Annotated in this window: 20 protein-coding genes; 5 read left to right on the top strand and 15 right to left on the bottom strand. The window is 49.1% G+C overall.

What is annotated here, in order from left to right; all coding sequences use genetic code 11:
- Positions 1 to 147: 147 nt before the first annotated feature.
- The 4 genes from OEY64_01665 to OEY64_01650 form a co-directional block, all read right to left on the bottom strand.
- The gene (locus tag OEY64_01665; GenBank protein ID MDH5541650.1) at positions 148 to 852 is read right to left on the bottom strand and encodes an HmuY family protein; all 705 of its coding nucleotides are present in this window, start codon (positions 850 to 852) and stop codon (positions 148 to 150) included.
- Positions 853 to 996: 144 nt separating this feature from the next.
- Positions 997 to 2,832, bottom strand: coding sequence for a radical SAM protein (locus OEY64_01660; GenBank protein ID MDH5541649.1), 1,836 nt, complete (start codon positions 2,830 to 2,832; stop codon positions 997 to 999).
- A gap of 1 nt (position 2,833) precedes the next feature.
- Complete coding sequence (locus tag OEY64_01655; protein MDH5541648.1) at positions 2,834 to 4,009, bottom strand: universal stress protein; 1,176 nt, start codon at positions 4,007 to 4,009, stop codon at positions 2,834 to 2,836.
- A gap of 36 nt (positions 4,010 to 4,045) precedes the next feature.
- Positions 4,046 to 4,741 (bottom strand): hypothetical protein, encoded by a 696-nt coding sequence (locus OEY64_01650; GenBank protein MDH5541647.1) that lies wholly within the window; start codon positions 4,739 to 4,741, stop codon positions 4,046 to 4,048.
- 181 nt (positions 4,742 to 4,922) lie between these two features.
- Here OEY64_01650 and OEY64_01645 point away from each other — a divergent pair, with 181 nt between their 5' ends.
- The 3 genes from OEY64_01645 to OEY64_01635 all read left to right on the top strand — a co-directional run bounded on the left by OEY64_01645 (position 4,923) and on the right by OEY64_01635 (position 7,866).
- Positions 4,923 to 5,405 carry a cytochrome c-type biogenesis protein CcmH gene (locus OEY64_01645; GenBank protein ID MDH5541646.1) on the top strand — a complete coding sequence of 161 codons (483 nt, stop codon included), beginning with the start codon at positions 4,923 to 4,925 and terminating at the stop codon, positions 5,403 to 5,405.
- Positions 5,405 to 5,812, top strand: a complete 408-nt coding sequence (locus tag OEY64_01640; protein MDH5541645.1) for a zinc ribbon domain-containing protein — start codon at positions 5,405 to 5,407, stop codon at positions 5,810 to 5,812. Before OEY64_01645 ends, OEY64_01640 begins: the two co-directional genes overlap by 1 nt.
- 146 nt (positions 5,813 to 5,958) lie before the next feature.
- Positions 5,959 to 7,866 carry a polysaccharide biosynthesis protein gene (locus tag OEY64_01635; protein ID MDH5541644.1) on the top strand — a complete coding sequence of 636 codons (1,908 nt, stop codon included), beginning with the start codon at positions 5,959 to 5,961 and terminating at the stop codon, positions 7,864 to 7,866.
- 27 nt (positions 7,867 to 7,893) lie between these two features.
- On the opposite strand, the gene OEY64_01630 is transcribed toward OEY64_01635, so the two are convergent.
- The 11 genes from OEY64_01630 to OEY64_01580 form a co-directional block, all read right to left on the bottom strand.
- Positions 7,894 to 9,006, bottom strand: a complete 1,113-nt coding sequence (locus OEY64_01630) for a BamA/TamA family outer membrane protein (protein ID MDH5541643.1) — start codon at positions 9,004 to 9,006, stop codon at positions 7,894 to 7,896.
- A gap of 472 nt (positions 9,007 to 9,478) precedes the next feature.
- The gene (locus tag OEY64_01625) at positions 9,479 to 9,898 is read right to left on the bottom strand and encodes a F0F1 ATP synthase subunit epsilon (GenBank protein MDH5541642.1); all 420 of its coding nucleotides are present in this window, start codon (positions 9,896 to 9,898) and stop codon (positions 9,479 to 9,481) included.
- Positions 9,899 to 9,909: 11 nt separating this feature from the next.
- Positions 9,910 to 11,310, bottom strand: a complete 1,401-nt coding sequence (gene atpD / locus OEY64_01620; GenBank protein MDH5541641.1) for a F0F1 ATP synthase subunit beta — start codon at positions 11,308 to 11,310, stop codon at positions 9,910 to 9,912.
- 12 nt (positions 11,311 to 11,322) lie between these two features.
- Complete coding sequence (atpG, locus tag OEY64_01615) at positions 11,323 to 12,213, bottom strand: ATP synthase F1 subunit gamma (GenBank protein ID MDH5541640.1); 891 nt, start codon at positions 12,211 to 12,213, stop codon at positions 11,323 to 11,325.
- A 3-nt stretch (positions 12,214 to 12,216) separates the two neighbouring features.
- A complete protein-coding gene (gene atpA / locus OEY64_01610) occupies positions 12,217 to 13,719 on the bottom strand; it encodes a F0F1 ATP synthase subunit alpha (GenBank protein ID MDH5541639.1) in 1,503 nt (500 codons plus the stop codon).
- Between the two features lie 4 nt (positions 13,720 to 13,723).
- A complete protein-coding gene (atpH, locus tag OEY64_01605; GenBank protein MDH5541638.1) occupies positions 13,724 to 14,269 on the bottom strand; it encodes an ATP synthase F1 subunit delta in 546 nt (181 codons plus the stop codon).
- A complete protein-coding gene (gene atpF / locus OEY64_01600; GenBank protein ID MDH5541637.1) occupies positions 14,266 to 14,826 on the bottom strand; it encodes a F0F1 ATP synthase subunit B in 561 nt (186 codons plus the stop codon). Before atpF ends, atpH begins: the two co-directional genes overlap by 4 nt.
- Before the next feature lies 1 nt (position 14,827).
- Positions 14,828 to 15,250 (bottom strand): ATP synthase F0 subunit B, encoded by a 423-nt coding sequence (locus tag OEY64_01595; protein ID MDH5541636.1) that lies wholly within the window; start codon positions 15,248 to 15,250, stop codon positions 14,828 to 14,830.
- 224 nt (positions 15,251 to 15,474) lie between these two features.
- Positions 15,475 to 15,912 (bottom strand): universal stress protein, encoded by a 438-nt coding sequence (locus OEY64_01590; protein ID MDH5541635.1) that lies wholly within the window; start codon positions 15,910 to 15,912, stop codon positions 15,475 to 15,477.
- Positions 15,913 to 15,922: 10 nt separating this feature from the next.
- Positions 15,923 to 17,698 (bottom strand): ArsB/NhaD family transporter, encoded by a 1,776-nt coding sequence (locus tag OEY64_01585; protein MDH5541634.1) that lies wholly within the window; start codon positions 17,696 to 17,698, stop codon positions 15,923 to 15,925.
- Positions 17,699 to 17,825: 127 nt separating this feature from the next.
- On the bottom strand, positions 17,826 to 18,077 hold the full coding sequence (locus OEY64_01580) for a YHS domain-containing protein (protein ID MDH5541633.1): 252 nt from the start codon (positions 18,075 to 18,077) through the stop codon (positions 17,826 to 17,828).
- A gap of 117 nt (positions 18,078 to 18,194) precedes the next feature.
- Between OEY64_01580 and OEY64_01575 the strand changes: the two genes are divergently transcribed.
- Both OEY64_01575 and OEY64_01570 read left to right on the top strand, forming a co-directional pair.
- Positions 18,195 to 18,911, top strand: coding sequence for a MotA/TolQ/ExbB proton channel family protein (locus OEY64_01575; GenBank protein ID MDH5541632.1), 717 nt, complete (start codon positions 18,195 to 18,197; stop codon positions 18,909 to 18,911).
- On the top strand, positions 18,908 to 19,327 hold the full coding sequence (locus tag OEY64_01570) for a biopolymer transporter ExbD (protein MDH5541631.1): 420 nt from the start codon (positions 18,908 to 18,910) through the stop codon (positions 19,325 to 19,327). The genes OEY64_01575 and OEY64_01570 overlap by 4 nt, the downstream gene beginning before the upstream one ends.
- The last annotated feature ends 3 nt before the right edge of the window (positions 19,328 to 19,330 follow it).

The raw sequence follows: 19,330 nt of genomic DNA, 5'->3' as shown, positions 1-19,330 counted from the left end.
CCACGGATATTTACAGTATCTTTTAATTTGCATCCGATGAGTAGGTAAATATCATCGAAATAGACACAGCATGACGATTGCACGACTGTTATTTCGGCTATGCCGGATAATCGAATGATCGCTTACAGCAAATTACTGGTCAACAAATCACTCTTTGAAGGAGGCTTTGCCTCTTCCGTCGTACTGGTACTTTATCGTGTAGCAGGCTGGAATTTTTTCGCAGTAGTAATCAAGAATCTGGAATTTCGCGTATCCGCCGTTTGCCGTCCTCATTATGTACACGGTCCCTAGCGGAGAAAGGCGGTGCTTCCAGAAGTTGTAGTCATACCATTTTTCTATTATCGGATTTCTCGCCCTTGTGACGTTCTCCGCCGGCTGGTCGGGGAGATATCCATCTTTGGGGGCTTCAACAACCGACGCGAAGTCAAAACTCTTTGCCAGCGCCAACCCGGCCTTCCCCTTCGGATTCGTGATGCCGCCGTTTGTGACTATCTTTGCCCTGCTGAAGGCGATATCCCAGTCCAGGGTATCCCGCTTTATTTTCTCGTCTGAGGAGAATTCACCTGTCTCAAAACTGAAGTGCGCCCACTTCCCCTCTTCCGTCGCGTTGAGAGTGTATACGATCACCGGGCCGAGCTTGCCGTCCATCTTCTGCGGGGAGGGATTTTTATCGGTTGCCTCCTTAATGGTGGCGTGATCCTTATCCTTGGCGCGCTGAATATCCGCTTCCGTCACGTTATGCGGAGTGGAATAGGCGATGAGCATCACCCCGACAAGCATGAAAAAGAAAAGCCCCCCTATTATCTTCAGCGACTTTCCGAAAAATGGCTGTTGCGTTTCGTTGTTGTCCATAGTTTTAATAACCTTCCTGAAAATCCTGCCAAATGCAGATGGTGTTTGCGCCTGCTTTCGAACAGGAGGCAACAGATGGGCACCTGGATTCCCGCATTCGCGGGGATGACAGTGAAGTTGCCGACCCCTGTTTCAGATATTCCTTCATGACCGTTTCATCATTTTGGCAAAGGGGAGCTTTTCCATCGCTTCATTTACCGCTGTATCGGTGATGTACTTGTAGCCATGCTCCTTCGCGTAATTTTCGATAAAATCTTTCGCCTTTTTCCTTACGAAGAAAGGGGTCTTATCGAGCCTCTCTCGCGCCTCTTTCGTCCAGCCGATCTTCTCGGAATCATCCTCGAAATATGTTCCGAATTTTTCCAGTATCATCTCATTCGGCTTCTCCCGGCTTTTCAAGGCGCCCGTTATCCTGTCTATCACGCTCAGTTTGTGGGGAACCTTGCTGAACTTCTCCTTTGCCGCGTCCCACGATTTCATGTCCAGCTCGCTGAATCCGAGCTTCTTCATCCTACGGGTGACAAGCATCATCGACTCGTTTCGTATCTCAGTGAGGAATTCGGATGTGATTCTCTTCTGCCCCCGCTCTTTCCCCCGCTTCTGCATCAGCTTCAGTATGCCGGGCCTCACGAAATCGGGGGAGTTCTTTACCCTCTCCCGTGCGTCGTCGTCCCACTCCAGTTCGCCAGTGACCGGCTCACTCTTCTTCGCCTCCTCGATGCTTTTTGCGAAAGGACCCGGCGCCGGGGCGGCTGTTCTCATCACCTCGACCGTAATTTCATTTATCCCTTTCTCATCTGCATATTTCTCGACCGTTTTCTGTACTATGGCCCGGGCGAATACCGGCATTTTCCCCATTTTCTCTTTCGCCTCATCGCTCCATTTATCGCTTAAAGGCGTCGGGGTTGCGCTTGAATCGAACTTCGATTCCGTATCTACGTTCCTTATCGCCTCTTCCTCGGAGAGCGGCTCATACACGCACCACTGATCCTCTGCCATGATATCGCCAAGCGTTGCGTGCGCCCTCGCCCTGCATCCGCCGCACATAAGACGGTACTGACAGATTCCGCATTTACCGCCGTACTCAGGGGTTCTGAGCCGGACAAACTCCTCCGATGAGCCCCATATTTTGCCGAAATCGTCGCTTTTAAGGTCCCCCGCCACATCCGGCATGTACGGACAGGGGGAAACCTTCCCCTCCGGCGTAATCCGGCAGTAATGCGTTCCGGCCCTGCATGCGGCGATATATGTATTCAGCAGGGGGTTCTCCTTGTCGGCCTGGTAGAGTATTCGCTTGAAGTGCGGGGCGCATTTCGGCCTTATCATCATCCCTTCAAAGGAACCCTGGTTGTCGGCTGACCATTTCAGTATCTTTTCATAACCCTCCGGCGAGATATCGGTGACGGTCTCCCCTCTTCCTGTGCATACGAGAAAGAAGAGATTGAACACCCTCGCCCCGAGTCTGTGCGCCCATTCGGCGATGAGCGGTATCTCTTCGGCATTTTCATGTGAGACCGAAGTCTGCACCTGTATCTCCAGCCCGCCATCGCGCGCCAGTTTTAGCCCCTCCATCCCCTTTGCCAGGGAGCCGGGGCTTCCTCGGAACGCATCGTGCACTTCGGCCTTTAGGGAGTCTATGCTTATCCCGATGCCGGAAACGCCTGACGCCTTCAGCTTCGCGACAGCTTCTTTTGTGATCATCGTCCCGTTCGTTCCGAGAACAACCATCATTCCGAGGGAGGAGGCCTTTTTACATATGTCGTAAATGTCCCTTCTCATGAGGGGTTCGCCGCCGGTGAGTATCAGCACCACGCCGGGATTCACACCGGCTATCTGTTCGAGTATCTTGTATGTCTCTTCCGTCGAAAGCTCATCGTCCCCACCTGTCCCGCGGACGGTTGCGTCTATATAGCAGTGTTTGCAGGCGAGGTTACAGCTTTTTGTAAGGTTCCAGGATACCGCGTAAGGTATGAACGACACTTTACCGCCCCATCATTTTCTTGCGCTGTTCTACAACGTACTCTTCGGTTATTTTATCCATCCCCTTTTTCCGCGCATTGGCCTCTATATGCCCTTTCACCATGTTCCTTACGAAAGATGGGACCCGCTCCAGCATCTTCAGGGCGCCCGCTTCCCATTCAATGCGTTCCCCCTTTTCATAGTCCTTTGATTCCGGCTTCACCTTGCTGCTGAAAAGCATGATGTTGCAATCCGCGTTCCTAAGAAGGTTCTCGGCGTTTGAACCTATATCGAGGCCGTTATCGCAATGTACGCCGACCCTTCCAAGAAGAAGGAGGGCGATCTCCTTCCCCTCTATCCAGTCAAGCAGAGCATCGAACGCCTTTCCTGAAAGGACTTCGGCTTCGACCTCAACCCCTTCGGCTTTGGCCATCGCCACTGCCTGGTCAAGGTGGTCCTTATATATTTTTTCCAGACCGGAATCGATTATCTCCTCATGGAGCTTCTCCTGCTCCTTGAATTTGAAAACCTTGCCTGCCTCTTCCGACAGCACCTTGGCAATGCTGTTGAATACCGTGTAATGGAAATCGGGATCGAAGACCGCCAGCGCCGATATCCGGCACCCCATAATCTTGTTCAATTGGATAGCTGTCCGCATGGCCGAGAACGACTCCTCGCTTCCATCGATGCCGACCACAATATGCCCCCCCCGGACCTTAATGCTGTTTTTCATTATCAGGGTATCTACCTTTATCCTTCTCGTTACCCTCTCGCAGACGGAGCCGAGCTGTGTGGTTTTCACCGAGCCGAGGCCTCGCGCCCCCATCGCAACCAGGTCGTAATTTGACCCCTGGATATCTTTCACAAGCTCCGAGTAATTCTTTCCTTCAGACATCTTTCTTTGACAGGTTACGCCATTCTCATCGCATCTCTTCTGGAACACATCGAGATAGGAATCGGAAATAAGCTCAAGCCCCTTCTCTATCAGCGAACCGTGAATATCCCTCTGTTTCTGAAGCTCTGTCGGTTCCTGGTACTTTTCGGGGAGGCCGGGCTCCATCTGAATGAACCTGTCCTCGTGAAGTTTCGCGGCGTAGGCATGATTACCTATAAGAGTTCCCCCCGATTCCTTCGCTAGTTCTATCGCAAAATCGAGGCTCCAAAGCGAATATTTTGAATTGTCCAGAAGGACATATATGTTCTTTACAATTTAAAACCCTCTCAAAAAAACATGTCAAAATACATAAAGGAGCGAATAGGTCGCAATACTGGTGAAGAGCAGCGTGATGAAAAGTCCCACGGTTAGCCTCCCCATGAACCTGTGTCTCTCCTCGGCAAATGGAAATACTTTATGAATCGTCAAGGCTATTGCGGCAGGGATGGCATATCCAAGCATTACGAACATCAACTTGTAGGTGAGGCCGAGGTCGCCGCGGTGAACCCCTCCCCACCAGTAAAAGACCCACCACAACAACAAGCCGAGCCAAACGAGCCCCGCTATCCAGAGCGGTCTCGACAGCGGTAACCTTGTTTTTTCCAGTATGAGTTTGCCACCTCTTGACACAGCGCCTCTGATGCCGGAAATTACCGTGTAAAAAGAGGCAAAGGTGGAAAGGGAGACAATCGTAAAGTGGAGCAATAAGACCGGTTTGAATAATGCCGACCTTAGCGAATTTTCACCGCTCATCCCAAGCTGATCCGAAAAGCTGACATACCCGAGCCGCCTGATTTTATAGTAATAAATAAAATAGCCGAACATCGCGGTCATCGAGCCGAATATCACCCTTCTATGCACCATGCCGTCCCCCTGCCTCGCCAGGTAGCCCGCATAAATGAACATGGATGTAAAAACAACCGCCAAAACAAGGCTGATATCAGATCCCATTGTAGAGCGGGATGATATAAACCCTAGTCGGTCAAAATAATTCACAATGTCTCTCCCAAAAATCCCGTTATACGGGTAAAAGTCAGGGGGATATATTAAGCCCTGCCGTCGCCGGGGTCAATAAATAGTCCCCCAGGGTTTTAGTAAAATGTAATAAACCGTTCAATATTGCTGAAAAAAGAGTTTTACCGGCGGTTACGTATGCTAAACTACCCCGATGAATAAATTGGCATTATTACTTGTGGCACTGCTATCAACCTCCGCCTGGGGCGTAACTGAAATACCAAGAACTGCTGCTGAGAACGAAGCTCTCTTTCAGGATCTATGCTCAAATATGTCGTGTCTCTGCGGGTGCGGAACCACCATAAAGACCTGCCCCCACGAAAACTGCGGTTTCGCCATTCCGGTACGGCAGGAGGTTCGTGAATCAGTCGTTTCCGGCCTAAGCCGCGAGGAGGTTATTGCCAAACTCGTTTCTCTGAAGGGTGAGGCGATAATGGCCAGCCCCTCTTTCAAGGGTTTCAATATCTTTGCGTGGATTACCCCGTTTCTCGCCATTCTCGTGGTAGGCCTCCTGATAGTTTTAGTTTTGAAAACATGGACAAAGAGGATAACATCCAAGAGTTCTATCGCTATTGCGGGGGGAAAAGATGTGAACGACCCCTATGCAGATAAACTGAAAGAAGAATTAAGGAATTTGGACACATAATGCTAGCTATTGAATTATTGATACTTGTCGCGCTTATCGCTTACCTTGGATATCCTATTTACAGGCCGGAATCTGCACTCTATACAGGGATACTTGAGGGGGATGAATACCATAAGCTCCTTTATCGCAAAGATACATCTCTTCTGACCATAAAGGACCTTGAATTTGAATTCGAGACCGGAAAAATAGATGAAGAGGATTATTTACAGCTGAAAAACAGATACGAAGCCGACGCGATAAAACTGATGAAGGAGATAGATTCATACAAAAAGGCTTCCGAATCAGAAGGGGCAAAGGTCACCGCTATGAAATCTGAATCAGCCGTGAAAAAATTCTGCTCCGCCTGCGGGAATAAACTTGAGACATCGGCGAAATTCTGCAGCAGTTGCGGCACCAAGGTTTCTTGAGCATCAAAACCTTTTAGCATCCAAGTTCACTAAATAATGGTCGTCCATCCTTGCCCGGATATTTGTCGGCCATCGATTTTCCAGCCTCATGCCCGTCATTTTTGCCCGATGCATAGAAAGATATACTGCTATATAATATCGGACATATGAAATTCGCAAACATCTTTACTCTAAACAGGGTCATTATTCTCCTTGGCGATCTTATACTCCTTTTCTCTTCATACACCTGCGCATATCTACTCCGTTTCGAAGGGATGAACCCGTTTGCGATTTCAATCTATCGATCGACCATAATTCCGATAATCCTGATAAAGATACTCGTTTTCGCATCGGTCGGTTTGCATACCGGCCCATGGAGATATACAGGCATCATCGACATGGCGAAGATCATAAGGGCATCGTTACTCTCGCTCCTGCTCATCGTAGGCGGATTTGCTTTCCTCTACCCTGGCCAATCGATTTCGCGCGCGGTGCTCCTGATTGATACTTTCCTTGCCATCTCCTTTGTAGGCGCATTCAGGATCCTGATAAGGATCTTTTATTCCAAACAGCTGCTTCACAGCGTATTCGCCGGAATGTTCGGAAATCGCCTCTGGAAAACGAAATACTCAAAGAATTCAAAACGGGTATTGATCTACGGCGCTGACGTGAGGGGTGAGATGCTGGTACGTTCCATACTCTCTTCCCAGTCCGGAAACCCATTCCATATAGTCGGCCTCATTGATAACGACCCCAACTACAATGGCATCATAATTCACGATGTACACCACCTTGGAAACCTTGACGACCTTGAGGCGCTAATTAGCCGGTTCCATATAGACGAACTGATGATAGCCTCCAATCCCGACAAGGACTCTCTAACGAAAGCATACATGACCTGCCAGAGACTCGGCGTACAGTGCAGGACTATCCCGAACTATCTTGATGTGCTTCATCAAAATGTCGGCGTTTCACAGCTAAAGGATATTTCAATCGATGATCTCCTTGGAAGAGAGCCTGTAAAGATAGACTATACGATGATCGAGGGGATGTTTATCGGCAAGAGGGTGCTCGTTACCGGCGCGGCAGGGTCCATAGGAAGCCAGCTTTGCAAACAGGTAATCGAGTTCAAACCATCCGAACTCATCTGCGTGGACATCGGGGAAACACCGCTCTTCTACCTGCAACAGGAACTGAAGGAGCTAGCACCGAACATTCCAGCCACCTTTTACTGCTCGGATGTTACCGACAGGACAAAGGTTGAAAAAATATTCGCAAAGCACAAACCTCACATGGTTTACCACGCGGCGGCGCTGAAACATGTACCGCTTATGGAAATGAACGTGGACGAAGTTATTCATAACAATGTCGCCGGCATCAAGAACGTAGGGGATATGGCCCACGATAACTCGGCGGAAGCTTTTGTATTCATCTCTACCGACAAGGCCGTGAATCCTGCCAATGTGATGGGATGGACAAAAAGACTCGGAGAGATATATACGACATACCTCTCTGAAAAAAGCGATACGAAGTTTCTCTCGGTCAGATTCGGCAACGTGCTTGGGAGTAATGGGAGCGTAATTCCGATCTTTAAAAATCAGATAAAGAACGGTGGGCCTGTGAAAGTTACGCACCGGGATATCACCCGCTACTTCATGACAATACCGGAGGCTGTGCTCCTAATCCTACAATCCACGCTCATAGGCGAGGATGGCGATACAATGATCCTCGATATGGGCAAACCGGTAAGGATAGCGGACCTCGCGGAAGATGTGATAAAACTCGCCGGCTTCACCCCAGGAAAGGAAATAAGCATTACATATACGGGACTTCGGCCTGGTGAAAAACTTCACGAGGAGCTTATGACATCTTCGGAAAAACTTGAGAACACCACGCATCCCAAAATTTCCGTGCTTAAAAGCAGACATAAAAGGAGGTTTGAAATTTCAAGGCTGGCCGATCAAATACTTGCCATATGCATGGAAAAACCTGATCAGGCATACAATCTCATGAGGGATTCCCTCTCTGAGTCACCGTCAACTTCGACTGGCGACTCCTCCACTCTTCACCATTAATAGCGCGTACACTGCGCTTTTCCCGTATCAGAAAAAGCCGTCCACGCCGACTGTTATTATCGGCGAATTATCGGAACCAAGCGGTATGCCAAAATCGACCCGTATCAAGCTGATACCGGGCGCTTTCAAAAGTGCTAGCCTGAAACCGGCTCCAACCGAGCGGTAGAGGTAATCGAACTTGTCCCCTTTCCCCTTATCCCAGGTATTCCCCAAGTCCATGAACAGAACAAATCCAGGTTCGAATATCCCGTAATAAAATGATTTGTATGTAAATATCCGGTCTTCAATGTTTATGATCAGTTTTTCCTTGCCTTCAAACTGATCCTTTTTGAATCCCCGAAGCCCCGTGGTTCCCCCTATCTGAAAACTGTTGGTATCACTCTCCAGTCTTGCGGTGGACAAATGAAAAACTATCGACTGGTATTTAAAGTCACGCCAATAATATTTCAGGTCGAGCTCATAATATTCCTGGTTGAATTCCCTGTCGAACCACCTTGAAATAAATGTTGAGGTGAAAAAATCGCGCCTGTTCAGCTTGAAATTTTTCTCGATCGATATCTCTCCTGCGGCCTCCGGGGATGTGGAGCCTAGCGTTTCAAATCTTTTGCCAAGTTTTAGCTCTATCAAAGGACCAATTCGTACATCCTCTACCTCCCTGTATTTTTCAAGGTAGGTGGTTTTTTCATAATTGAAAGGATCCAGGTGAAAATCTATGGCGGCGACAGCCTTGTTGTCGCGGTTGGTAACGATCCTCCTGTCATCCCTTTTCACCACCTGTTCACCGAGAGAGAGTATCAGTTGCGCCCTCAAAATATCATCTCCTCGAAGTTCCACGCTCTGCCCGTAAAATGCTTCCAGGCGGTAATTCCTGAAATCGAATCTCGGCTCGCTGTGATCCTTGAAGAAATATTTTATTCCGTGGGCTTTTTTGGTAGAGATGGAGTAAAAAGGTTTTTCAAATTTCGCCTCATACTGTAGTTCATCCTGAAAAATATTATGCGCCAACCCGAAGTTATACCTGGTATTCATCACGGTAGAATCCGTGAAGCCTATGGTATGGCTATAACCTTCATTTGAGCGACGTATCGAGTAATTCAGTGTCTGGCCTCGGCCGAACAGATTCTTTTCGCCGATATCCAATCCAAACTCCTGGTTTTCGGAAGTTCCGCCATATGTCCCTCCAGCAATAAAGGACCACTGATCCCGCGTATGGATATATATATCGACCGTCTTTTTTGCGTGATCGGGAATGGTGATTATCCTTACATCCGTAAGGAAATCATGTTTCCTCAGAATACGGGCAGATTCTTCCTTTAGAAGCCTGTTATAGGTGTCCCCTTCTTTGAAAAGTATCTCGCTACGAAGAACATTTTCCCTGGTAACTATGTGAAATGCGTTACCGCCTCGACCGAGCCAACCGCTCTCATTCGGATCATTGAGATCGAATACGTTATCTCTTTTGAAAATAATCTCGCGAATAATGTAATCGGGGAAATCCTCCGGCGGCGCAGGGTTTTCCTGCGAGTGGGCCGATCCGGAACAGAGGATTAGAGCGACTGTAGTAAGCCAAACCAGTACCCTTTTAACGGTGATACCTCCCCCGGTAAATGCTTTACTTGCTCTGTAGCTGGTTTACTGTATCCAATCTTGCCTGAGCGCGCTCCAATTTCAACTGGTATTTCTGGTAATTCTCATCATCGGGAGAAAGCGCGGAAAGCTCCTTCTGCCAATGTTCCAAATCCTTTTTAGCGCGGTCCATATCTATGTCTTCCGCACGCTCAGAGGTTTCTGCAAGTATCGTGACTGACTCGCCCTTTACCTCGGCGTAACCCCAGCTCACCGAAAGGAAAAATTCACCATCCTCGGTTTCATACCTGATCACGCCGGGTTTCAAGGTCGTAAGGAACTCCGTATGCCCTTTTAACACCCCAAACTCCCCCTCGCTTCCGGGGGCGGACACGAAAGTAACCTCGACATCCGCAGGTTTGCTCGCCGGTGTGACTACAACGAGCTGGAACTTTTCCGCTTCCATAATTTCTCCGTCTATCCTTTTTTAAGCGTCTCGGCTTTTTTCATAACGTCTTCCATGCTCCCTACCATGTAGAAAGCCTGTTCTGGAACGTCGTCTTTTTCACCATCAACTATCGCCTTGAATCCTTCAAGCGTATCCTTGAGAGACACATAGCACCCCTTAACGCCGGTGAATGTCTCGGCAACGTGGAACGGCTGGCTGAGGAACCTCTGAATTTTTCTGGCGCGCGAGACCACTAGCTTGTCATCTTCCGAAAGTTCGTCCATGCCGAGGATGGCTATAACGTCCTGAAGCTCCTTGTTTCGCTGAAGAACAGCCTGTACGCGTCTGGCAATGGAGTAGTGCTCTTCGCCAACAACAAGCGGATCAAGAATTCTTGAGGTCGAATCAAGCGGGTCAACCGCAGGATAAATGCCCATCTCGGAGATGGAGCGGCTAAGAACCGTCGTCGCGTCAAGGTGCGAGAATGTTGTCGCAGGCGCCGGGTCGGTAAGATCGTCCGCAGGAACGTAAATCGCCTGAACGGAAGTAATCGAGCCTTTCTTTGTCGATGTGATCCTCTCCTGAAGAACCCCCATCTCGGTAGCCAGTGTCGGCTGATAACCAACGGCGGACGGCATACGTCCAAGAAGAGCCGAAACTTCGGAGCCGGCCTGAGAGAAACGGAATATATTATCCACGAAGAAGAGCACGTCCTGCCCTTCCACGTCGCGGAAGTATTCGGCAACGGTAAGACCTGTCAGGCCGACGCGGGAACGCGCTCCTGGCGGCTCGGTCATCTGTCCGTAAATAAGCGCCGTCTTGTCGATAACGCCCGATTCGCTCATTTCCGTAAAGAGGTCGTTTCCTTCACGCGTCCTTTCGCCTACACCCGCGAAAACGGAGTATCCGCCGTGGCCGGTGGCGATATTGTGGATCAACTCCTGGATAAGAACCGTCTTGCCTACGCCCGCGCCGCCGAAAAGACCAGTCTTCCCACCTTTCAGATACGGTTCGAGAAGGTCAATAACCTTTATCCCTGTCTCAAGCATCTCGCTAGATGTATCCTGATCCTCAAAGCTCGGAGCTTCGCGGTGGATAGGGTCATATCTTTCCGCCTTGATAGGACCGGCATTGTCGATTGGCTCACCAACAACATTCATGATCCTGCCAAGCGCGCCGTTGCCAACAGGTATCGATATCGGCTTACCGGTATCTTTTACCGTCATTCCCCTAATCATACCGTCCGTCGGCTGCATTGATACAGCGCGTACCATGTCCTCGCCGAGGTGTTGGGCGACTTCCGCAGTGATCTTTCTTTTTCCGCCGTCCATCTCGACAATAAGAGCGTTGTAGATTGCCGGCATTGCTCCCTGTGAGAACCTCACGTCGAGAACAGGACCAATTATCTGAATTATCTTCCCTTCGTTCATTTACTCCTCCATCTACCCTTCCAGGGCATCAGCTCCTGATACAATTTCTATTATTTCCGTGGTAATCGCCGCCTGCCTTGCGCGGTTGTACTTCAGTGTAAGTTTGGAGATCATCTCTCCTGCGTTGCGAGTAGCGTTATCCATCGCCGCCATCCTGGCGCCGTTCTCGCTCGCCCATGATTCCAGCAACGCCTGGTAGACCTCTACTTCGACATATTTCTTGATTATGTCGGTAAGTATCTCCCCGACGGACGGCTCGTAAACGTAATCTACCAGCTTGTACTCTTCATCCTCTATTTTCAGGTCCGGGCGCTTTCGTCTTCGCCTGTCTGCTGAAAGGGGAAGTATCGGGGATATGATCACCTTCTGGGTTGCCACCGATACGAACTTGTTGTAGACAAGGTAAACCCTGTCCACCTTTCCGCTAAGAAATATCTCAATAGCGTCGGCTGCTATCTCCGCCGCAAATTCATAGCCTATATGCCTGAAATAATCGGGATAGTCCTTATTCTTGATAATGTTCCTGGTAGCGAAGTAGTCCCGCCCCTTCTTGCCGGCGACATTCAGGTAAATACCCTTCCCTTCGTTGTCATGCACCAGCTGTTCCGTCCTTTTGATGAGATTGGTATTGAAACCTCCGCACAGCCCTTTATCCGACGATATAAGGAGAACAAGAATGTTCTTCTCCTCCCTCTCCTCCATCAGAGGATGTGATGATTCCTGCGAACGGTCGGCCAGGGAGTGCAGAACCTGGAACATCTTGTCATGATACGGGCGCGAGGCGATAACGTTCTCCTGTGCCTTCCGCATCTTCGCGGCGGCAACAAGCTTCATCGCCTTTGTTATCTGCCGGGTATTCTTGACAGATTTGATTCTTCGTTTAAGGTCTTTTAAATTTGGCATAGTTTAAAACCTGGATTTAAACTCCTCGACGGCCTTTTTGAGACTCGCTTCGGAATCAGGAGAAATTTCCTTCTTCTCGCGAATATCGTCGAGCACTGTTTTGAACCTGTTCACGAGGAAATCAAGAAACCCTGCTGAAAACTCCTGAATCTTATCCGTTGCCACATCGTCGAGGAACCCCTTGCTTGCCACGTAAATGACAGCAACCTGCCGTTCAACAGGATACGGGGAATACTGCTTCTGTTTCAGTATCTCCACCAGACGTTCACCCCTGTTCAACTGAGACTGTGTCGCCGCATCGAGGTCGGAGCCGAACTGCGCAAATGCCGCAAGCTCACGGTACTGCGCGAGGCTCATCCTGAGTGTACCCGCGACCTTTTTCATCGCTTTTATCTGAGCCGCACCACCTACGCGCGAAACAGAAAGGCCCACGTTAACCGCAGGTCTTACGCCCGAGAAGAAGAGGTCGGTTTCAAGGTATATCTGCCCGTCGGTGATCGATATTACGTTTGTCGGGATGTAGGCTGAAACGTCGCCTGCCTGCGTTTCGATGATCGGCAACGCGGTAAGCGAACCTGCCCCTTTCGCATCGTTCAGTTTCGCCGCCCTTTCGAGGAGCCTCGAATGGAGATAGAAAACGTCTCCAGGGTACGCTTCGCGTCCGGGCGGTCTCCTCAGGAGGAGTGAAAGCTGGCGATAAGCGGCAGCCTGCTTTGAAAGATCATCGTAAATGATTAGCGCATGCTGGCCGTTTTCCATGAACCATTCGCCTATCGCGCAACCCGCGAAAGGGGCTATGTAAAGGAGCGGCGCCGGCTCGGAGGCTGTAGCGGAAACGATGGTCGTGTACTCCATCGCGCCCGACTCCTCAAGCTTCTTATGCACCTGGGCTATCGTCGATCTTTTCTGACCAATACCGACATAAATACATTTAACATCCAGACCCTTCTGGTTGATTATCGTGTCAATGGCAATAGCTGTCTTTCCTGTCTGACGGTCGCCGATTATCAGCTCCCTTTGTCCTCTTCCGACTGGGATCATGGAGTCTATCGCCATAATTCCTGTCTGAAGCGGCTCATGCACCGATTTCCTCTCGATAACGCCAGGGGCTATCTTTTCAACCGCCCCGAATTTGTCAGTCTTTATCGGCCCTTTGCCGTCAATCGGTCGGCCAAGTGCATCCACAACGCGGCCCAAAAGCTCGGGGCCAACCGGCACTTCCGCAACCCTGCCCGTTCTTTTTACCTCGTCCCCTTCTTTAACGCCGGTGTCATTGCCGAAAAGAACAACGCCTACCGAATCTTCCTCAAGGTTCATCACCATTCCGGTAACGCCGCCCGAGAATTCGACCAGCTCGCCGGCCATGGCGGTTTCCATGCCGTAGATCCTCGCAACACCGTCACCGACGGATATGACCGTACCTACCTCTTTTAGCTCTACTTCCTTTTCGAAGCCTTCGATCTGCTTCTTGATTATTCCACTTATTTCCTGCGCACTTATAGCCACGTTTCTAAGCCTCCTGTCTTAGTTTAATTCCCATCAACTTCAGCTGGTTGCTGACGCTGCCGTCGTACACCTTGCTACCTACACGGGCGACGATACCCCCAATAAGCAATTCGTCGACCTTTACTTCTACCTTCGCCTTTTTGCCGGTGATGGAAGAAAACAGTTTTTCCACTTCGGCATTTTCCGCGCTTGAAAGGGGATGCGCCGATGACACATGCACCGCCACTTCGCCAAGTTTTTCAGCGGACATCTCAGTGTATATTTCGGATATCTGAACTATCAGGTTCATCCGCCCGTTCTCAAGTATTACAATAAGAGCTTGACCAACTGTTTTTGAGAATTTGAGCTTCTTGCAGATGTCAGCCAATACGTTTTTCTTTGAATCTATCTGTATGCCTGGGTGCAACAGGATCTTCTTCAGGTCGGAATTTTCTCTGTAAGCGTCCGAGAACTGGGCCAACTCGCTTCCAAAACCCCTTATCTCCTTGTCGTTGTCGGCGCAGGAAAGAATTGCCGACGCGTACCTTCGGGCTGTTCCTTTATCTTTCATCTCCCCCCCTCGATCTCGGCGAGATACTCTTTTACTATTTTCTTATGGTCTTTCTCCTTGACGCTCTTTGAAAGCGCGTCCCTGGCGACACTGACCGCCAATTCGACCGTTTCGTGTTTCAGGCGAAGCTTCACACGGGCGATCTCGGAATTTATCTCTTCCTTCGCCTTTTTCAGAATTCTCTCGCTTTGGGCCTTGGCTTCGTCGATAGTATCCCTTTTAATCCGCTCCCCCTGATGGGCCGCGTCGCTTTTCATCCTTGTCTTTTCCATCTCGAAATCGCTTGCCTTCTTTTCGAACTCCTTAAGCCTTGCTTCCGCCTTGCTCTTGGCGTTCTCCAGATCGGTAATGGAATCGGCAATATCATCGGCCCTCTGCTTGAGCGCAGGGACTATGAATTTGATCATGATCCAGTAAATTCCGGCGAACAGGATAAGAAAGTTGAATATCCAGGCTCCATCCCTTTTCAGTATCCACTCTTCTGCATGATGCAGGCCACCCGAAGCCGAGGCGATGGAGGGCATCATGACCCAAAGAAAAACAGCGGCTCGCTTCACCCTAATTTTCCCCTACAATTTTTGAGATCATTACTTTTGAAATGGCCGATGCTTCCTTTTTCAGTTCCTCGCTGGCGGTTTGGGCGTACTTCTTAATATCCTCGTTGGCCTTCCCCACCTGGACCGAAAACTCCGCTCTTGCCTTGCCTATGATCTTTTCCTGCTCGGCATTTGCATCCTGCCTTGCCTTGTGGAGCATCTCATGTGTCGATTTCTTGGTCTCTTCTAGGCTTTTCTCATACTCCTCAAGAAGCTTGTCGGCTTTATCATTCAGGATGGCCGTTTCCTCACTCAACGCCTTGAGCTTTTCATCCCTCTTTTCCACATTCTCCATGATCGGCTTGAAAAGGAAGCGGTTCAGCAGATAAACAAGGACGAGAAAATTCGCCAGTTGCAGGAAAAAGGTCCAGTTGACTTCTATCATTCCAATATATGCCTTTTAATAAAATCAATAATCCCGGCAAATTAACCTGGCGGCTTCCCCTATTTGTCTGCCTTCAGATTCCGTCATTATATCCGGTAATTGCCACCCTCAAGATTTAAAGGAGAGATACTATCAAGAAATGAGATAACTTCAAGTAAAAATCTGCCCCGAGCAAAAAAAAACCGGATACGGGGTAAATGAGCTGTTTATAACATGCCGTAAAATCAGAACAGGAGGGTATCCACACCAGTCTTTTCCCGTATTTCCTCAATTTTCGTATCCAGATCGTTCCTGTCGATATCAAAAAGGAGACCGGCGTGCGCAATACTCGCGACAAGGAGGTCGGCTTTCATCTCCGGCAGTTTTTCTATCAGCATTTTGGTTTCATTCCCCTTCAATATCTCTTCACGGCATGGAATTCCGACCTTCCTGGCTCTCTCCCCGGCCTTGCCAAGGAGCAGTCTCCCGATATTATCCATCCCCCTTTCAAGGGAACCACCCCCCTTTGTGAGAGGAGCCCTCCTTGAGAGAAAGCCTGTATCCTCAAGAAAAAGGTAGGTGAGTTCGGCTCCGTTATCCCGGGCGATCTCAGCCGCTCTTGTTTCCGCCTTTTCGCTCTCTTTCGAGCCGTCCACTATGCAGACAACATGCTTATAAACCACATCTATCTCCCTACATCTCGACGAAAACAAGCCATAAGGTTGCCACTATCATCGACATTACCATTACTGGAAATCCGATCTTCGCAAAACCGAGAAAACTTATCGGGTATCCCGCCTTTTCGGAGAGTCCGGCGGTTACCACGTTCGCAGAGGCACCTATCAAGGAGCCGTTACCGCCAAAACAGGCTCCGAATGCCAATGCCCACCAGAGGATGGTGGAGTCCGCACCCGGCAATGTCTGCGTCAGGTGAGCCACGACAGGCAACATTGTCGCGGTAAACGGAATGTTATCGATAAGCGCGCTTGTTATCGCCGAAACCCAGAGAACTAGAATTATTGCTATTACCAGACTACCCTGCGACATCACTATTACCTGGTCGGCAATTGCCTGGATAAGTCCGGTCTCCTCGCACGCGCCTACTATTATGAAGAGCATTATAAAGAATATCAGGGTGGACCATTCAACGTCCTTTTCAAGCGGATGCACAATGTTCACTCCGCTGAAGAGCAGAAGGAAGGCCGCGCCGGTTATGGCGGCAATCCCCGGCTCCATATGAAGCGCACCATGTGCGATGAAAAGGGCGATGACTCCGGCCAGTATGACCCCGGAAATCGAAAGGAGCCTTTTATCCCTTATCCGGTACTCTTTCGAAAGCCTTTCCGTGAGCTGTTCCAGATCGACAATCCTCGCCTTCTCATACTCCCTGCCGTAAATGATCTTCATCATGACTACCTGAATCACAAAAACAATAACTACAACAGGTGTGAGGTTTATCAGGAAATCATTGAAGGTAAGGTGAGCATAGGAACCGATCATTATGTTCGGTGGATCGCCTATCAATGTTGCTGTGCCGCCGATGTTGCTGGCAAGGACAAGAGGGATAAGGAGCGAGACCGGGCTAACATTGATAACGAGGGCTATCTCAATTGTCACCGGGGTCAGCAGGAGCATGGTCGTGACATTGTCGAGAAATGCCGATGTAACTGCCGTTACTGCCATCAGGATCACTGTAAGGCCGAATACCGAGCCTTTAGAATATTGAAAAGATTTGTAGGCTAGCCACTGGAAAATCCCGGTCTCTTTCATGATCCCTACAATTATCATCATCCCCATCAGGAGGAATATCACGTTGAAATCTACAAAACCTATCGCATTCTCGAATGACAGGACAAAATATTCCGGGAAGAAGGTTCCAAGCGTATAGGAGATGAAAAGGAGGAGCGTAGCACCAAGCATCGCGGCCAGGGTTCTGTGGATTATGTCGAAGGCTATGAAAATATATACAAGCACCAGGATTATTGCCGCAATAAAGTACGCGGGGCCGGCGTCATGAGTCATTTGGAATGTTTTCTCAAACAGATAGCGGGGTTTCTCGTCATCGCTCTTCCCAGCCATCTGTACATCTTTTACATGGAATTTCTCGATTTTCCTGAAGCTGTTTTTCGATATTTCGAGTTCAATTTGTGAATCGTAAACCTCCCCCTTGTATAGTGGAAGGTCTATATGGAAAGTACCCTGGTTGGATGTATGTATCACTCCCCCTTCGCTCTCACCGGCGCCATACTCGTTTCCATTTATAAATATCCTGACTACCGCTTCCGGCACCGGCTTGCCGTGGGGATCCTCGACCATCCCGGATATTATCAGGTGTTCGTCCGGCTTCATGTTTTTCGATACGGTTTGTTCCTTGGCGAAAGAGGAATTCGGTACTGCTAATATAGAAATGAACAAGATGAGAAGAGGAAAAACAGAAAAGGAGAGCCTCGGTTCCACTTGAATTTTCATTGCAAAAACTTTCCAGCTTTATCCTGCCGGCAATAAAAAAACAGACCTACATAACAAGGTGACCTCCCGGCAAATACCGGACCTCCCAATGTTGACTCTATTTTACACTCAAAAATGTTCTGCTAAATCACAAATATTTTTCACTGCATTCCTTTGAACAAAAATAGTATTCGACCCCGTCTTTTGTGACCCTGACTGCATGCTCAACCGCCACATAGGAACCGCAGACCGGATCCTTCACCATGTCGGCGATCTGCCCCCCTTTTCCATACGCCCTTTTCTTTAGAATCTCGCGTAGTTTAACCGCCATATTTTTGAGGAATCCGAGCGCAAGCCAGAGGATTATCAGGACAATTATAAGCCGCAGGATAACTATCATGATTCCATGATACTAAAGAGAGGGCCCCTTATCTCTTTAAAAGGGAATAGACTAATATCCTTTGAAACATTAGAATATCTATTTTTATAATGAATTTCGCATTAACTGGAGGCTGAAGTGAACCCTGCACCAATAACCACCACACACACCGGAAGCGTAGCGGATATGGTCGTAAATTCCGGCCCTGTTGGAATGCTGGTACTTACTCTTTTGCTGCTATTCTCCGTTTTTTCCTGGGCAATAATAATCTACAAGATTTTTTCATTCAAAGGGATAAGGGAAGAAACCAACGAATTTGTAAACGTATTCTCGAAAAAGAAGAGCCTGGAATCGATATATAACACATCACGCGGAATGAAGAGCTGCCCCATGGCAAGAGTATTTTTTGCGGGGTATGCCGAATTCGCCAGCCAGTTCAAGGCATCCGGAATTGAATCCGCCGAAGGGGACAAACGTTTTTTCCTGAACAAGCTCGACAGTATCGGACGCTCGCTGGAGCGTGCTGTGGCCGAGGAGATAACCCGTATGGAGCGCTTCCTGTTTTTTCTGGCAACTACCGGCTCCACTGCCCCATTTGTCGGCCTTTTCGGGACCGTGTGGGGGATCATGAAAGCGTTCCAGTCCGTCGGACTTACCGGCTCATCCAACATCGCTGTTGTCGCCCCTGGTATCGCGGAGGCCTTGATAGCCACCGCCGCTGGGCTTCTCGCCGCAGTCCCTGCCGTCATCGGCTACAATTACATCTCGCACAGGATAAAGGTTTTCGCCTCGGAGATGGACAACTTCAGCCTCGACTTCCTTTCACTCATCGACAAAAATTTCGTTAAAAGATGAGTTTTCACAGGAGATTCAAGCGCTCGCACCCGGTGATGTCCGATATCAACGTGACCCCGTTCGTAGACGTAATGCTTGTGCTTCTTATAATCTTCATGGTCACGGCGCCGCTTGCCATGCACGGAATGGAGATCAAACTTCCCAAGGTAGATTCGAATTCAATCATAAAGGAAGAGAAATATTCCATCGCCGTCTACAGGAACAGGCAGATTTATTTCAACGACAAACTTATCAGCCTTGTAGACCTAGGCAAGGAACTGAAGGACATCGTCGGACTAAATCCGTCAGTGGATGTTTTCCTGAAGGCCGATGAGGCTCTTCCTTACGGCTATGTTGTAAAAGTAATGGCAACTGTAAGGAGAGCCGGAGTGGTAAACCTCGGCATGATAACAGAGCCCCTTACAGTCACGAGGTAGGTT

The organism is Nitrospinota bacterium (assembly GCA_029881495.1).
Taxonomy (GTDB): domain Bacteria; phylum Nitrospinota_A; class UBA7883; order JACRGQ01; family JACRGQ01; genus JAOUMJ01.
Note: the sequence above shows the minus strand (reverse complement) of the source record. Positions and strands in the feature narration are given on the sequence as shown.

Coding starts and splice junctions, on each gene's coding strand:
- OEY64_01665 (MDH5541650.1), bottom strand. CDS start 852: ATGGACAACAACGAAACGCAACAGCCATTTTTCGGAAAGTCGCTGAAG.
- OEY64_01640 (MDH5541645.1), top strand. CDS start 5,405: ATGCTAGCTATTGAATTATTGATACTTGTCGCGCTTATCGCTTACCTT.
- OEY64_01635 (MDH5541644.1), top strand. CDS start 5,959: ATGAAATTCGCAAACATCTTTACTCTAAACAGGGTCATTATTCTCCTT.
- OEY64_01625 (MDH5541642.1), bottom strand. CDS start 9,898: ATGGAAGCGGAAAAGTTCCAGCTCGTTGTAGTCACACCGGCGAGCAAA.
- atpD (MDH5541641.1), bottom strand. CDS start 11,310: ATGAACGAAGGGAAGATAATTCAGATAATTGGTCCTGTTCTCGACGTG.
- atpG (MDH5541640.1), bottom strand. CDS start 12,213: ATGCCAAATTTAAAAGACCTTAAACGAAGAATCAAATCTGTCAAGAAT.
- atpH (MDH5541638.1), bottom strand. CDS start 14,269: ATGAAAGATAAAGGAACAGCCCGAAGGTACGCGTCGGCAATTCTTTCC.
- OEY64_01595 (MDH5541636.1), bottom strand. CDS start 15,250: ATGATAGAAGTCAACTGGACCTTTTTCCTGCAACTGGCGAATTTTCTC.
- OEY64_01585 (MDH5541634.1), bottom strand. CDS start 17,698: ATGAAAATTCAAGTGGAACCGAGGCTCTCCTTTTCTGTTTTTCCTCTT.
- OEY64_01580 (MDH5541633.1), bottom strand. CDS start 18,077: ATGATAGTTATCCTGCGGCTTATAATTGTCCTGATAATCCTCTGGCTT.
- OEY64_01570 (MDH5541631.1), top strand. CDS start 18,908: ATGAGTTTTCACAGGAGATTCAAGCGCTCGCACCCGGTGATGTCCGAT.